This is a genomic window from Cryobacterium sp. M96, from assembly GCF_002929845.1.
In the GTDB taxonomy this organism is placed as follows: Bacteria; Actinomycetota; Actinomycetes; order Actinomycetales; family Microbacteriaceae; genus Cryobacterium; species Cryobacterium sandaracinum.
Map to the genome: position 1 here is coordinate 151,393 of NZ_PJJS01000051.1, position 13,136 is coordinate 164,528.

15 protein-coding genes and 2 pseudogenes are annotated in these 13,136 nt (G+C 63.3%); 13 read left to right on the forward strand and 4 right to left on the reverse strand.

Annotation, left to right across the window (positions count from 1 at the left end):
* Window positions 1-269 precede the first annotated feature (269 nt).
* A complete protein-coding gene (locus CXY79_RS11800) occupies window positions 270-1,004 on the forward strand; it encodes an SDR family oxidoreductase (protein ID WP_104101598.1) in 735 nt (244 codons plus the stop codon).
* A 3-nt stretch (window positions 1,005-1,007) separates the two neighbouring features.
* Here CXY79_RS11800 and CXY79_RS11805 read toward each other — a convergent pair whose 3' ends face one another.
* Window positions 1,008-1,343, reverse strand: a complete 336-nt coding sequence (locus CXY79_RS11805) for a hypothetical protein (protein ID WP_146068131.1) — start codon at window positions 1,341-1,343, stop codon at window positions 1,008-1,010.
* Between the two features lie 59 nt (window positions 1,344-1,402).
* Between CXY79_RS11805 and CXY79_RS11810 the strand changes: the two genes are divergently transcribed.
* From CXY79_RS11810 to CXY79_RS11830, 6 genes and pseudogenes are all read left to right on the forward strand, one after another.
* Entirely contained in the window at window positions 1,403-1,939 is a 537-nt protein-coding gene (locus tag CXY79_RS11810) for a DoxX family protein (protein ID WP_104101604.1), read from the forward strand.
* The gene (locus CXY79_RS11815) at window positions 1,936-2,331 is read left to right on the forward strand and encodes a hypothetical protein (RefSeq protein WP_104101606.1); all 396 of its coding nucleotides are present in this window, start codon (window positions 1,936-1,938) and stop codon (window positions 2,329-2,331) included. The genes CXY79_RS11810 and CXY79_RS11815 overlap by 4 nt, the downstream gene beginning before the upstream one ends.
* A gap of 6 nt (window positions 2,332-2,337) precedes the next feature.
* Window positions 2,338-2,925: pseudogene (locus CXY79_RS16975) on the forward strand (acyl-CoA dehydrogenase family protein); the annotation flags it as partial.
* Window positions 2,926-3,522: an acyl-CoA dehydrogenase family protein gene (locus CXY79_RS16530; protein WP_233191444.1), complete on the forward strand. Its 597-nt coding sequence runs from the start codon at window positions 2,926-2,928 to the stop codon at window positions 3,520-3,522.
* A complete protein-coding gene (locus CXY79_RS11825; RefSeq protein WP_104101612.1) occupies window positions 3,519-4,331 on the forward strand; it encodes a phosphate/phosphite/phosphonate ABC transporter substrate-binding protein in 813 nt (270 codons plus the stop codon). The genes CXY79_RS16530 and CXY79_RS11825 overlap by 4 nt, the downstream gene beginning before the upstream one ends.
* Window positions 4,332-4,381: 50 nt before the next feature.
* Window positions 4,382-5,347 carry a radical SAM protein gene (locus CXY79_RS11830; RefSeq protein ID WP_198411435.1) on the forward strand — a complete coding sequence of 322 codons (966 nt, stop codon included), beginning with the start codon at window positions 4,382-4,384 and terminating at the stop codon, window positions 5,345-5,347.
* Window positions 5,348-5,383: 36 nt separating this feature from the next.
* On the opposite strand, the gene CXY79_RS16980 is transcribed toward CXY79_RS11830, so the two are convergent.
* Window positions 5,384-5,983 (reverse strand): helix-turn-helix domain-containing protein, encoded by a 600-nt coding sequence (locus tag CXY79_RS16980; protein WP_104101616.1) that lies wholly within the window; start codon window positions 5,981-5,983, stop codon window positions 5,384-5,386.
* A 324-nt stretch (window positions 5,984-6,307) separates the two neighbouring features.
* Here CXY79_RS16980 and CXY79_RS11840 point away from each other — a divergent pair, with 324 nt between their 5' ends.
* The 4 genes and pseudogenes from CXY79_RS11840 (at window position 6,308) to CXY79_RS16990 (ending at window position 10,086) form a co-directional block, all read left to right on the forward strand.
* Entirely contained in the window at window positions 6,308-8,296 is a 1,989-nt protein-coding gene (locus CXY79_RS11840) for an aconitate hydratase (protein ID WP_104101619.1), read from the forward strand.
* A 71-nt stretch (window positions 8,297-8,367) separates the two neighbouring features.
* Window positions 8,368-8,564 (forward strand): annotated as a pseudogene (gene gltD / locus CXY79_RS16535) (glutamate synthase); the annotation flags it as partial.
* A gap of 200 nt (window positions 8,565-8,764) precedes the next feature.
* Complete coding sequence (locus tag CXY79_RS16985) at window positions 8,765-9,418, forward strand: DUF2249 domain-containing protein (RefSeq protein ID WP_158250280.1); 654 nt, start codon at window positions 8,765-8,767, stop codon at window positions 9,416-9,418.
* A gap of 278 nt (window positions 9,419-9,696) precedes the next feature.
* Entirely contained in the window at window positions 9,697-10,086 is a 390-nt protein-coding gene (locus CXY79_RS16990) for an IS30 family transposase (RefSeq protein ID WP_146068133.1), read from the forward strand.
* 548 nt (window positions 10,087-10,634) lie between these two features.
* Here the strand turns inward: CXY79_RS16990 and CXY79_RS11855 are convergent.
* Window positions 10,635-11,561, reverse strand: a complete 927-nt coding sequence (locus tag CXY79_RS11855; protein WP_104101622.1) for an aldo/keto reductase family oxidoreductase — start codon at window positions 11,559-11,561, stop codon at window positions 10,635-10,637.
* Window positions 11,562-11,938: 377 nt separating this feature from the next.
* Between CXY79_RS11855 and CXY79_RS16030 the strand changes: the two genes are divergently transcribed.
* Together CXY79_RS16030 and CXY79_RS11860 are read left to right on the forward strand one after the other, a co-directional pair.
* Window positions 11,939-12,094 carry a hypothetical protein gene (locus CXY79_RS16030; RefSeq protein WP_158250281.1) on the forward strand — a complete coding sequence of 52 codons (156 nt, stop codon included), beginning with the start codon at window positions 11,939-11,941 and terminating at the stop codon, window positions 12,092-12,094.
* Between the two features lie 115 nt (window positions 12,095-12,209).
* Window positions 12,210-12,665: a hypothetical protein gene (locus tag CXY79_RS11860; RefSeq protein WP_104101625.1), complete on the forward strand. Its 456-nt coding sequence runs from the start codon at window positions 12,210-12,212 to the stop codon at window positions 12,663-12,665.
* 14 nt (window positions 12,666-12,679) lie between these two features.
* Here the strand turns inward: CXY79_RS11860 and CXY79_RS11865 are convergent, their stop codons facing one another.
* Window positions 12,680-13,135, reverse strand: a complete 456-nt coding sequence (locus CXY79_RS11865; protein WP_104101628.1) for a hypothetical protein — start codon at window positions 13,133-13,135, stop codon at window positions 12,680-12,682.
* Between the last annotated feature and the right edge of the window lies 1 nt (window position 13,136).

The following is a 13,136-nucleotide window of genomic DNA, read 5'->3' on the forward strand; positions in this document are numbered from 1 at the left end:
TGTTCTGCGTGCTGTCATGCTCCGGTATCGGAACAATCGAATTTATCATGCGGGCCAGAGCAACATTGGCACTCCGCTCCACACCCCCCGCTCGTCCTGACGCTCATCGTCAGGGAAGCATACTTCCACTTCTATTTCTTGATCTCGTGCCGAGACGAAGAGTTTTCGCATGGCGCCAAGGTAGCCCGCTGCCAATGAACGTGGCTACTGTGGCGAGACGTTCGTCTTGCGACCCGAGCGGGGCGAGAAAAACAGAATCGAGACCGATCATGGGAAAACTCGACGGCAGGATCGCGCTGGTGACAGGCGGTTCCGTGGGTATGGGCGCGGCGGATGCGACGCTGCTGGCAGCAGAGGGAGCCCGGGTCATCGTGGCCGACATAGCCGATGACGCCGGACAGGCGCTGGCGGATTCGATTGGCGGCGTCTACCGACACCTCGACGTGGCAGACGAGGCGCAGTGGAAGCAGGTGGTGGCCGACGTCGACTCCACCGTCGGTCACATTGACATCCTCATCAACAACGCCGGAATCGTCGCGTTCACGCCTGTTGCCACCACAGAGTTGGAGGAGTGGAACCGCGTCATCGGCATCAATCTGACCGGAGTCTTTCTAGGCATCCGCTCGGTCGCTGAATCAATGAAAGCTGCCGGCGGAGGCGTCATCGTCAACGTGTCGTCCACCGCGGGAATCATGGGCTACTCCAACCTGAGCGCCTACGTTGCCAGCAAGTGGGGAGTGCGCGGACTTACAAAAGCCGCGGCCCTGGATCTCGGCGCTGACAACATCCGCGTAGTCTCGGTGCACCCGGGCGGCATCCGTACACCGATGACCGCCGGTATGGAAAGTTTGGAGATGTACGCGGGGCAGCCGATCCCGCGCATTGGCGAGCCTGAGGAGGTGGCGAAGCTGATTCTGTACCTGGTCGCCGACGCAACCTACTCCACCGGCACCGAATTCATCGCCGACGGCGGTGCGACGGTTGGGCAAGTCCTGAACGTGTGAGCGTCAGGTCGCCGGTTTTGACCCCTGCGGAGTGACGACCACCTTGCCGAGCGCACACCCTTGTCTGAGGGCAGGGACGCCCATCCGGCGCCCGGTCAGCAGGCCAAGCGCAACGCCGATCGTCGCGACCCCAGAAGCGTGGGCACTGCTCCGCCAACGCAGAAATAGCGGCCGTCCGAAGCAAGCGCCTACCGTGACTGAATAGTCCAACTCGACGATTTGCTGCTTCAGTCGCTTTGTCTCGGCCTGCGCGTCAGAGGCCATTTTCGAAAGGATGGCACAACACGGGCGGGCAGATGATGGGATTTCGATGGGAAGTTTTTTTTTGGGATTTTCCATCTTCTCGGTATTGCGGTTTGCTCTCCGTGCCGCTTGGATGCTGGAGATGAACGGTTCTCATGTCCCGAGTCAATGATGCGCCGGTTGTCGCGGTTCCCGTCTCCCGTGCGACAGGGGTTATGGTCGCGGTGCTCCGCGTCGGTGTGGCACTGATGTGGATCCAGAATGTCGCCTGGAAGATCCCTCCGGACTTCGGCCGAGCACAGGAGAACGGACTTTACTTCTGGGCGAGCCAGGCGATCGCCCATCCTGTTCTACCGCCCTACTCCTCACTCGTCGAAGCCGTCATCCTGCCCAATATCGAGGTCTTCGGGTGGTTCACCCTCCTCGTCGAAGGCGGACTCGGGGCTTTTCTGCTCATCGGCCTCGCCACGCGTTTCTGGGCTGTCGTCGGCATCGGCCAGACCCTGGCAATCACGCTTTCAGTACTTTTCGCCCCGAACGAATGGCACTGGTCGTACTATCTCATGGCGCTCGCTCACCTCGCGATCTTCGCGACCGCAGCTGGGCGAAGCTATGGAATCGACGGTCTCCTTCGCCAGCAGTGGGTGCAATCCTCAGGGCGCGCGGCCCGACTGATGATGAGGCTGTCATGAGGCGATCACCAGCCGGATCGAGCGCCTTCGACCGCGCTAGCGTCCTTCTCGGCCTGGCCTCACTTGTGTTTGCGGGCTTTGTGTTCGGCGCCCAGCTTCCGACCGAATTCGACTTCGTGCACATCGGGGCAACTGGTGCTGTCGTTCTACTTGTGAGTGGCACACTCGCCATCGCCGGCGGTGCCACTCGGCGCCCCGCGCTCTACGCTGCCGCCGGTGTTCTGCTGACCGTCGCCGCGCTCGTGCAACTCGCAGGGCTCGCGGCGTCTTTCAGGCCGCTGGGGGGCGACGCCTCCACCATGGCGGTCACCGGTGGTCTCGGCCTCGGGCTTCTCATGCTCGCCCGCGCTGTCCGTTCGCTCATTCGCACCCACGATTCCGACGAAAGGTAAGCCGTAATGGACCTGAATTCACGCGTTCAGCCCGTGCTCGACGTTGCACGAACTCACGCCCACGCAGTAGATGCGGATGGGCGTTTTCCACATGAGGCCGTCGCGGCCCTGCGCGAGTCCGGTTTGCTCGGACTCACTCTGCCCACTGAGGTTGGTGGTCTTGGTGCGGGGCCACGCGAGCTCGTCGAGGTCATCAGCCAGCTTGCGGGAGCGTGCGGGTCGACCTCCATGATCTATCTGATGCATGTGAGCGCTTCCATGCCCGTCGCAGCCGCACCGCCAGCGGGGATGCCCGCACTCCTCGAGGATCTCGCCAGCGGTCGCTCTCTTGCCTCCCTCGCGTTCTCTGAAGCGGGTTCCCGCTCACACTTCTGGACTCCGGTGTCGCGCGCGACCTCGACGTCAGACGGAATGCATATTTCGGCGAAAAAGAGTTGGGTGACCTCCGCAGGCCACGCGGATGTCTACATCATCTCTACCGGGACTGCGGATGCCGAGACCGTCGACCTGTTCGCGGTCCCGGCAGATAGCCCGGGGCTCAGCGTTGACCGGCCGTGGAGCGGTATGGGATTGCGTGGGAACTCCTCGAGCCCGATGACCATCGACATGGATTCTTCCGAGGGATTCCGTCTCGGGACGGCCGGTAGCGGATTCGGGCTCATGATGAGTTCTGTTTTGCCGTGGTTCAATCTCGGCAACTCGGCTGTGTCTATCGGGCTCAGCCGTGCGGCCGTCGACGCAGCGGTGAGGCATACGGTGGGAACCCGGCTGGAGCATCTCGACCAAAGCCTGTCAGCGCTACCGACAATTCGGGCGCAGTTGGCGAAGATGTCAATCGATCTCGCGAATGCGAGCGCGTACCTTGATCGGGCCGCTGGTCGCGTGGCTGACCCGCAGGAGGATACCCCCCTATTCGTGCTCGGCAGCAAGGCATCATCGAACGATGCCGCACTGCGAATTACGGATGCCGCGATGCGCGTCTGCGGCGGTGCGGCGTTCTCGGAGCACCTGCAAATAGATCGGTACTTTCGCGATGCCCGCGCGGGCCACGTGATGGCTCCGACATCCGATGTGCTCTATGAGTTCTACGGCAGGGCGATCACTGGCCGCCCACTTTTCGACGCCCCGGAAACCGTCGCGGCACCCGCCGCCCAAACTCGTGACACTGCCTCTACGGGTGCTGCAGCGTGAGTGCGCCCCTGATCATCGGCTCCGTTGCGTACTCTCCCAATGTCGTACCCATCTGGGAAGGGATGCGAGACTACTTCGCCGAGACCTCAACGCCGATCGACTTCATGCTGTTCTCAAATTATGCGAGTCTGGTGGACTCCCTCATCACGGGAACAATCGATCTCGCGTGGAATACCAACCTGGCCTGGGTGCGCACTGTCGCCCAGACGGATGGAGCATGCCGTGCACTCGCGTCCCGGGATACGGACCTTGTGTTCCAGACGGTGTTCGTCGCCCGAGCAGGCAGCGGTTTCACCGGGCTGGAGAGTCTTCGTGGACGTCGACTTGCCCTGGGGTCACGCGATTCAGCGCAAGCCGCCATCCTTCCCGTACATTTCCTGCGTGAGGCGGGGATCGGCGAAACGGATGTCGATCTCACTCGCATCAATAGCGATGTCGGGAAACACGGTGATACTGGCAGGAGCGAACTCGACGCCCTTCGCGCGGTGCTCGAGGATCGGGCGGATGCTGCGGCGATCGGCATCAACACGTGGCAAGCGATCGGTCGCGGTGAGCTCCTCCCCGGCGCGTTCGAGTCCTTCTGGATCTCCCCCGAGTACAGCCACTGCACCTTCACCGCCATGCCGTCGCTGACGATCGACCGGTCGGACGAGTGGGTGGCAAACCTATTCGCGATGGACTGGGAGAACCTCGAACATCAGCGAATCCTCGAGATGGAAGGCCTGCGGGCGTGGGTGTCGCCGAAACTTGACGGGTATGCCTCGCTCATCGCGGCCGTGCGGGAACAGAAAGTATCGGACCGATGGTGACCGCGAGCCCTCCGGTAGGCGCGGGCCTGCTCCTCGACCTGGTCGAGAACGTGAGCCGGGTGGCAACAGGCCGTACGGCTTCTGTCGACTTCGGGACATGCGATCGGGAGGCCGCCCTGGAACTCATCTCAGCGTGGTGCCTTTCGAGTGGGAATGAGATCGTCAGCATGGTGGGGTCGGCCATCACCGTGCTCCACGGCCGCTCGCCCGACCCGCTCGCCGGGCTCGATCCCGGTCAGCTCCCAGGATCCCGGGTCTGGGTATATACCAATTTCGATTGCAATCTGGCTTGCGACTATTGCTGCGTTCGGTCGTCTCCGAAGGCAGAGCGGAGAGCCATCGGAATGGATCGAGTCCGGCAGATCGCGCACGAGGCTGCAGATGCCGACGTCAAAGAGCTCATCCTCACCGGCGGAGAGCCGTTCTTGCTGAATGACCTCGACGAGTTGGTCAATGCCTGCACGAACAAACTGCCCACGACGTTGCTCACCAACGGCATGCTTTTTCACGGCAGGCGGCGCGAGCGCCTGCGTCGAATGGACCGCTCCCAGCTCGTGCTGCAGATCAGTCTCGACTCTGCCACATCCGAGATCCATGACAGCCACCGCGGCTCCGGGTCCTGGGCCAGGGCCGTCGCGGGCATCCAAATCGCACACGACGAGGGATTTCGAGTCAAGGTCGCAGCCACTTTGCCGGCCGACCAGATGCACGAACTCGCGCCGTTTCACGCCTTTCTCGATACTCTCGGTATCCTGCGGGACGACCAGGTAATCCGCGCACTCGCCCACCGCGGAGTCGCTGAATCCGGCATAGAACTGACCGTTGACTCGCTCATACCCGAGGTGACGATCACCGCCGACGGCGTTTACTGGCATCCCGTTGCCGCCGACCACGACGACCAATTCGTAACGGAAAACATCTTCCCGCTTGCAGATGCGATCGCTGAAGTGACCCGCCGATTCATCGCGCATCGCCGTTCCGCCAACGCAATCTCGGAATGGTTCCCCTGCGCGTGACCGTATCGGCTCGGCGAGCATCCGCGTGGTCTCGGTTCACCCGGGCGGCGAATTCAGGTGGTGTGTGCAACACCGGTTTGATTTGTTCAATTCGAGATTAGTATGGCGAGCTCTTCTGCGGGCGTTCGGTAGCCGTGGCGTGTGCGGGGCCGGCGGTTGAGCTCGGCGGCAACGTTCTCGAGGATCCCGGACCCTACGGCCTCTGGTGGGACCCTCCGGCCTCTGCGGTCGCTGTGTTGCCCGCCCTGACCGCAACGCGGCGGCAACTTCCAAGCGCAACGATCCACGACCTTGAACGTAGAGGGCCTGGTAGATCGTCTCGTGTGACACCTGCATCTCCAGATTCTTCGGATGCTCGACTTTCAGTCGACCCGCAACCTGTTCCGGGCTGAACCGATCAGTGAGCATCACGGTGACCTGTTCCCGTAACGCTAATCCGTCCAGGTTCCTGGCTCTTGGCCGCCGAGCCCTTGCCCAGGTCTGCTCCTGCGCGAGCGAGGGCACGTAGCGGCCGGCGACCTGGTTTCTGGTCACCTCCCGACTGATCGTTGACGGCGCCCGGCCCAGTGCCGCTGCGATGCGACGCACCCCGTGACCCCGGGCGAGCTGGAATCCGATCTCTTCTCGATCTCGCAACGATCAAAGTCCGACACGGGCGACACTGAAATCCTGAACCGGTGATGGCAGCACCTTCTGATGCTCGCTTAACCACGGATACCCAGTAGGACGCGACACCCCCGCGGCCTGCGCCGCGACGGCGACCGATAGCCCCGCGTCCACCCCCTCCCAAAGCCCCGTCTTCCCGGTCCATCTTTCCAGTACAGAGGACGTCCATTCTCCCTGGAAAAGCTAGCCCCAGCGCCACGAGTGGCCTACCTTGGGGACGAGCGGAATGCCCCGGAGGCCAATTCGCTACCGCCGTATGTCGGCGGGCACCGCTATCGAGTAAGGAAGCTCACCGTGGCATACAACGTCGCCCAGAAACTCATCGCGTCGCACCTGGTCTCCGGGGAGATGGTACCGGGGACCGAAATCGGCCTGCACATCGACCAGACCCTCACCCAGGACGCGACCGGGACCCTGGTCATGCTGGAGTTGGAGGCGCTGGGACTGGATCGCGCGCGCACGGAGGTTTCCGTGCAGTACGTCGACCACAACCTGTTGCAGGCCGACAGCAAGAACGCGGAGGACCACGACTTTCTCCGCTCCGCCTGCCAGCGGTTCGGCCTGTGGTTCTCGAAGGCCGGGAACGGGGTGTCGCACCCCACGCATATGCAGCGGTTCGGCATCCCCGGCAAGACGATGGTTGGCTCCGACAGCCATACCCCGGCCGCCGGCTCGCTGGGGATGCTGGCCATCGGCGTCGGCGGCACCGAGGTGGCCCTGGCCATAGCCGGCGAGCCCTTGTACATCAGGATGCCCGAAATCTGGGGCGTGAAGCTCACCGGACAACTGCCGCCGTGGACCAGTGCCAAAGACGTCATCCTCGAAATGCTGCGCCGGCACGGCGTCAAGGGCGGCGTCAACCGGATCATCGAATACTACGGCCCCGGCCTCGCCACCCTGACCGCGATGGATCGGCACGTGATCGCCAATATGGGCGCCGAACTGGGCGCGACCACCACCGTTTTCCCGGCCGACGCTCAGGTGCAAACCTTCCTGCGCGCCGAACAGCGCGAGCAGGATTTCACCGAACTGCTCGCGGACGAGGATGCGACCTACGACGTGACCGGGGAGATCGATTTGGCTTCGATCGTGCCGTTGATCGCGCTTCCCAGCTCGCCCGGCAACGTCGTGCCGGTGCGCGAAGTGGCGGGGCGCCCGGTGGGACAGGTCGTGATCGGGTCGTCCGCGAATCCGGGCCTGCGCGATTTCGCGATCGTGGCCGCGATCACGAAGGGGCGGCAGTCATTCCCCGGCCTGTCCCTCGACGTGAATCCCAGCTCCCGGCAGATTCTGCAGGACATGACCATCATGGGGGCCACCCTGGATCTGATCGGGGCGGGGGCTCGACTGCATCAGTCCGGCTGTATGGGCTGCATCGGCATGGGCCAGGCCCCAGCGAATGGCAGCATCAGCCTGCGCACGATGCCGCGCAACTTTCCCGGCCGCTCGGGCACCCAGGAAGACTCGGTCTACCTATGTTCGCCGGAGACGGGGGCCGCCGCCGCGCTGACGGGACAGATCACCGATCCGCGGGACCTGCCCGGGCTCTTCGGCTTGGAATATCCCCAGATCACACTTCCGGCGGTGTCGAGCGTGAACCTGGCGATGCTCGAGAAGCCCTTACCGCCGGAGGAATCCATGGCGGTGCACCTGGTCAAGGGCGAAAACATCTCCTCGTTGCCGGTCTTCGGACCGCTCTCCGAGCACATCGAGGCACCTGTCGCCCTGATCGTGGGCGATGACATTTCGACGGATGAGATCCTGCCGGCGGGTGCGCGCGTGCTCCCCTTCCGCAGCAACGTCCCCAAGCTCGCCGAATTCACCTTCGACCAAGTCGACCCGACCTACCCGACTCGCGCTGCCCAAACCCGAGATACGACCGGCCACATGATCGTCGCCGGTGCCAACTATGGGCAGGGCTCCTCTAGGGAGCACGCCGCGATCACCCCGCGCTTCCTAGGATTAAGGGTGGTGCTGGCGGTCTCGTTCGCACGCATCCACTGGCAGAACCTGGCCAACTTCGGCGCACTGGCGCTCCAGTTCGCGGATGCGGCCGATCACGATCGCATCGCGCAGGATGACGTGCTCGTGCTCGACGGGATTCGTGAGGCTCTCTCGAACGGAACGGAGATCCTCGTGCGCAACATAACCCGTGATGAGATCTACTCCGTGCGCCACGAACTCTCGACCCGGCAGATCGAGATGCTCCTCGTCGGTGGCCTCATCCCGTGGCTGCGCACCCGGAGCGCGCGCGGAGCCGCCGTTCCTGAGGAAACCAAATAGGCCCGCGCAGTGTCATTTTGCGGCAAATTTTCATTCTGTGACGGTAACCGCCCCAGTGCCCGACCGATCTCAATATCGCATGTGACGGTGAATACCAGACCAGCCACGAGGGCGTGTCTGTCGCCGGTGATGCCGGCCGGGGACAGTCGCTCATCGTCTGGGCCTTCACTGAAGGTCGCGCCGCAGCAGCAGCCGTCGATCGTTTCTTGGAGGTGAGACGCAGCTGCCCTCCCCAAGCCAACGGACCACCCCTTCGCCATCTAATTGACCTTCAACCCAACCGCGGCACTATGCGCCTAGACCGCGCGGAAAACGGAGATCAACAAGCATGAGATCCTCGAAAATCAGCAGACTCCACGCGCTGGCAGCGTGGCCGGCTGGGAACTGAGAACGGGCGGCACCGACCAGCCACGCGCGGCAATCACAGCACCGTTGACACGCGCACAGCGGTAGCGGAGCATGAGGGAAATGGAAGTTGAGAACGACATGCAAAAGAAGTCGCTCACCGCACTCGTGCGCCACCATCTCAATCACGCACGGGACGCATCCAGCGGTCGCAGCGCGGAGACCGTTTACGGCGGCCACGTGCACGTCCTCCGGCAAACGCTGATCGCGCTCCGTGCCGGGCGACGCCTTGGAGAACACGACAACCTGGCTGAAGCAACCGTGCAGGTCCTCGAGGGGCGGGTCGTTCTCACCTCGGGTGGCGCATCGTGGTCTGGATGGCGCGGGGACCTGATCACGATGCCGCCGGGCCGCAACTCGCTGGAGGCTGTCGAAGACGCGGTCATCCTGCTCACCGTGGCGAAGCTCATCGCTCCGGCGCGGCGTCCTCCGCCGATTGCACTCGGCAAGCCGACGGCAGATGGGGGCCGTGACGGGACGACCGAGGGGACGGACACCATCGTGCTCGACGCCCGCACCATCCCGCACGCCATCCGGCACGCGGCCATCTTCGGCGCGCTCGACGCCGTTGTGCCGGGGTTCGCCCTGGACGTGATCGAACCGCACGACCCCCAACGGATGCTGGCGGAACTTCAGCAGAGCCAGCCAAACACTTTCGACGTGAGCTACATCGAACGAGGCCCGGAGCTCTGGCGGGTGCGTTTCAGCCGCGCTTAACCGACAGAGCCGACCGGTGAATTCGGGGAAGTTGTTGGTGGCCAGGAGGCGTTCGATCTCTTGGCGGCCGTCATCGCGCCAAGTGATTCCGTTCCACTCCAAATATTTCCCCACCTTGACCGCCAAAATCGTAAACAGTACGCGGCACGCTGAGGAACAACCAAACCACCCGCATTTCCAGTCAGGAGAACCGAATTCCCGTGGAGTAAACGCGATGGGGAGACCATCCCTGCGGATGATCTCCCCGGAAACCGTGTGAATGGCGACTAGCTGAAGGAATCTCCACAGGCGCAACTGCTGCCCGCGTTCAACAGTGGAGACCCAGGCAGATCAGTCACCAGCTGCGGATCGATTTTCCGGGACAGCCCAAGATGAACGTCGTGCACGAAAGTATCTATCGGGCTCTGTATTCGCCGCACGCAAACGGGCTGTCCCAGGGAATGGCCCGTCACCACCGAACCGGGCGGCGCGGGCGTCCGACCCACCGTCACACGACGAAACGGCGTTCGAGGTTCTCCGGCCCGCTGCTAAGCGAGCGCCCCGCTGAGGTCGACAACAGACTGGTTCCCGGCCATTGGGAAGGCGACCTCGTCTGCGGAACCTTTAACCGTTCAGCCATTGCGACCCTCGTGGAACGCACCACTTCATGCTCTTGCTCGTGCACCTGAACGGCAAACGCGACGCCGCCACCGTCCGTGAACGCATCGGTCAGGCCATGTCAGGGCTGCCGGCGCACCTACGAAAATCATCGACCTGGGACCAGGTTCGGAAATGGCTGAATATCTGCAGTTTCAGACCGAGACGAACATCCCGGTCGCGATGGTGATTTCCTGGTGTCGGGATATCTCCGCTCCCTGATCCCAGGTCGTCGAACGGCGCAGCCTGCGTCGCGACGGCCACCGACAGCCCCGCGTCCACCTCCTCCCAAAGCGACAAACGAACGCTCAAAGGCGACAACGGTCGAGCCATCAACAACACCCCACAGAACTCAGTGTGTTGCGCTCACCACCTGAACTCGCCGACGACCTCATTGGCGTGATGTCCACCTTGCGGACGGCACGCCCTTCTCGGGTCATCATTGTCGACGTAGCGTAGGCGGGTAATTCCCGGCGGCACGGCCGACAAGCTGCACGACCCCCTCGTGCAATTCATCGCGTCGCTGGCCGCCGGGGTTACCTGCATCTGGGGTCAGGAAGACGATGTGGAGCGCTCCTGCTTATGGGAGGACATGCCCAGCGGTCGTGAAGAGGCGGTACCACTCCTCACGGCTGAGCGGAATTCCGGACCCTGCGGCAGACTCCACCACTCGCGCGGGCTTGGTCGTCCCCAGGACCACCTGAATGTTGGCCGGGTGCCTGGTGATCCAGGCGACCGCGATCCCCGTCGGCGTGACCCCGTGGGCGGCGGCGATGTCATCGAGGGCGTCATTGAGCGGGCCGTAATTCTCCCGGTCGCCCACGAACACGCCGTCGAAGATGCCGCTCTGGAACGGCGACCAGGCCTGCAGGGTGATGTCGTTCAGTCTGCTGTACTCGAGGAGCCCGTTGTCGCGGTCAATCGACTGGTCCAGCCCTGCCATGTTGGCAGCAACTCCCTGCGCGATCAACGGCGCGTGGGTGATGCTCAGCTGCACCTGGTTGAAGGCCAGCGGCTGGTTGACCGAACGCTTCAGCAGTTCGATCACCCCGGGCGTCTGGTTGGAGACACCGAAGTTGCGCACCTTTCCCGCGGCGTGCAGCGCGTCGAACGCCGCAGCAACATCCTCGGGCTCGACCAGAGTGTCCGGACGGTGCAGCAGCAAGATATCCAGGTAGTCGATGTTCAGCGCCGCGAGAGACTCGTCGACCGAGCGGAGGATGTGCTCCTTGGAGAAATCGAAAAAGCCCTGACGGATGCCGACCTTTGACTGAATGATGACCGCCTCACGCTCTGCGTCCGTGAACGTGACCGCGTCACCGAACCGCTTTTCGCAGCCGTGCGCGCCACCGTAGATATCGGCGTGATCAAAGAAATTGATGCCGGCATCCCGCGCGGTGCCGACGAGAGCGCGGATCTCCTCATCGTCCATGTCCGAGATCCTCATCATCCCGAGAATGACATTGGATGCCTGCAGATTCGTACGTGGAGGGTTGTATATCTTCATCAGACCATCCTGCCCTACTTCGAATTTCTGCCAGCTCGCGCTCAAAGACTGTTGGAGAGTTTTCGCGCGCCACACTCACGTGGTCAGCCGGTGGCCGCGATCGGAAAACCAAAAATGAAGGGGAAGCCTTGGACCGAATGCATTTTGCTCCGGCGGGTGGGGTGGCGACTGGCTCAACAGCCGCGCGAAGACATACATACACAGCGCGAAAGACCCCGTTTGGGAATCCCTCTACGACGCTGAATTCGTGGCCATGACGAGCCGCAAAACGCTCTCACACCAGTGAAGGGTCAGAGCGAAGTTTGGGATTCACCAAAGGTCTCGGGAACTCTTGATTTTTTTCGCGACCCGACGCCCGAATGGAGCCAGATACCCGTGTGATCAGCCTCGCCGAAAGCGCCGAATCGCCCACCATAGACTCCGTCGACGCCGCCCTGCACCTCATCCTCTCGCCCAACACGGGCCGGCACCACATCGTCAAGAACCGCGCTACCAAATACGTGGGCTGGCGCTATTATCAAGTGCATACCTAGAAGCGCTGCTGGCCACACGTGAACGACTCCTGGCGGCCACACCTCTGCTGATGCTTCTGCAGATTGTTCTACTTCCCATCTACCTGCTGCTGTTCGCCGGCCCGAACACCTCTCGATGATCGAGATCGAGCCGTTCCTCGACGCGTTCCCCGTCCTGATCGTGATTCCCTGCTGGTTGCGGTCACGGTTCAATGGGTTGGCCGTCGGCACCGGTTCGGCCGGGCAATCGAAGCTGAGCAGATCCCAGATCGCGGCGGTGGGCACGCGGATTGCCTCGCTTCTGCTGGTGGTGCCGCTGTACATCGCGTTTCCGGTCATCATGGTCGTCGTCGGGTTGTCAGCGAGTCGACTCGCACGCCTGGACGTGCCGGCGACCCGCGCGCTCGTCTTCAGCGGGTCCACCCGCAATTCCCTGGTGGTGCTCCCTCTGGCGCTTGCGCTAGCGGAGTCCCTGTCCGTGGCCGCACTGGCCGTGGTGACCCAGACGCTCGTGGAGCTGGTCGGCATGGTGATCCTCGTGCGTCTCGTACCTCGGCTCACCGGGCGTGCACGCCGTCTGTCGGGCCGGTGACGGCCGCGTCACGTCTACTCCAGGCACGGCCCGTCGCGGAGGTGGACCCGTGCGCCCCAATCATCGATCGCGTGCCACAGCCCGTTCGGCTCTGCCACCCGGTCGATGTCGGTGCGGGCGTTCCAGAACGGTCCACCCTCCACGATCAGGCACTGCCCCGCATCAACCCGCACCTCACTCACAGTCCCGAACAGCAGCACCCGCTCCCTCGGTTGCACCGTCACGGTGCCCACGTCGGCTGTGCCACCTGCCGCCTGAATGTCCATCGGGATCTGTCCGGCGTTGCGCAGCGTTCCGCAGCCGGGGACGGGTCCCCTGCAGGTGTTCGACCCGGGGATGACGAGCGAGACGGCGAGCACACCGGCCACGGCCAGCAGCGGCAGCCCGAACAGGGCAAACGTTCGGCCTCGGTGGCCCCGGGCCGTGCCCGGGTCACGGGCACGGACCGCTGTGCGGTCCCGATCAGCCATC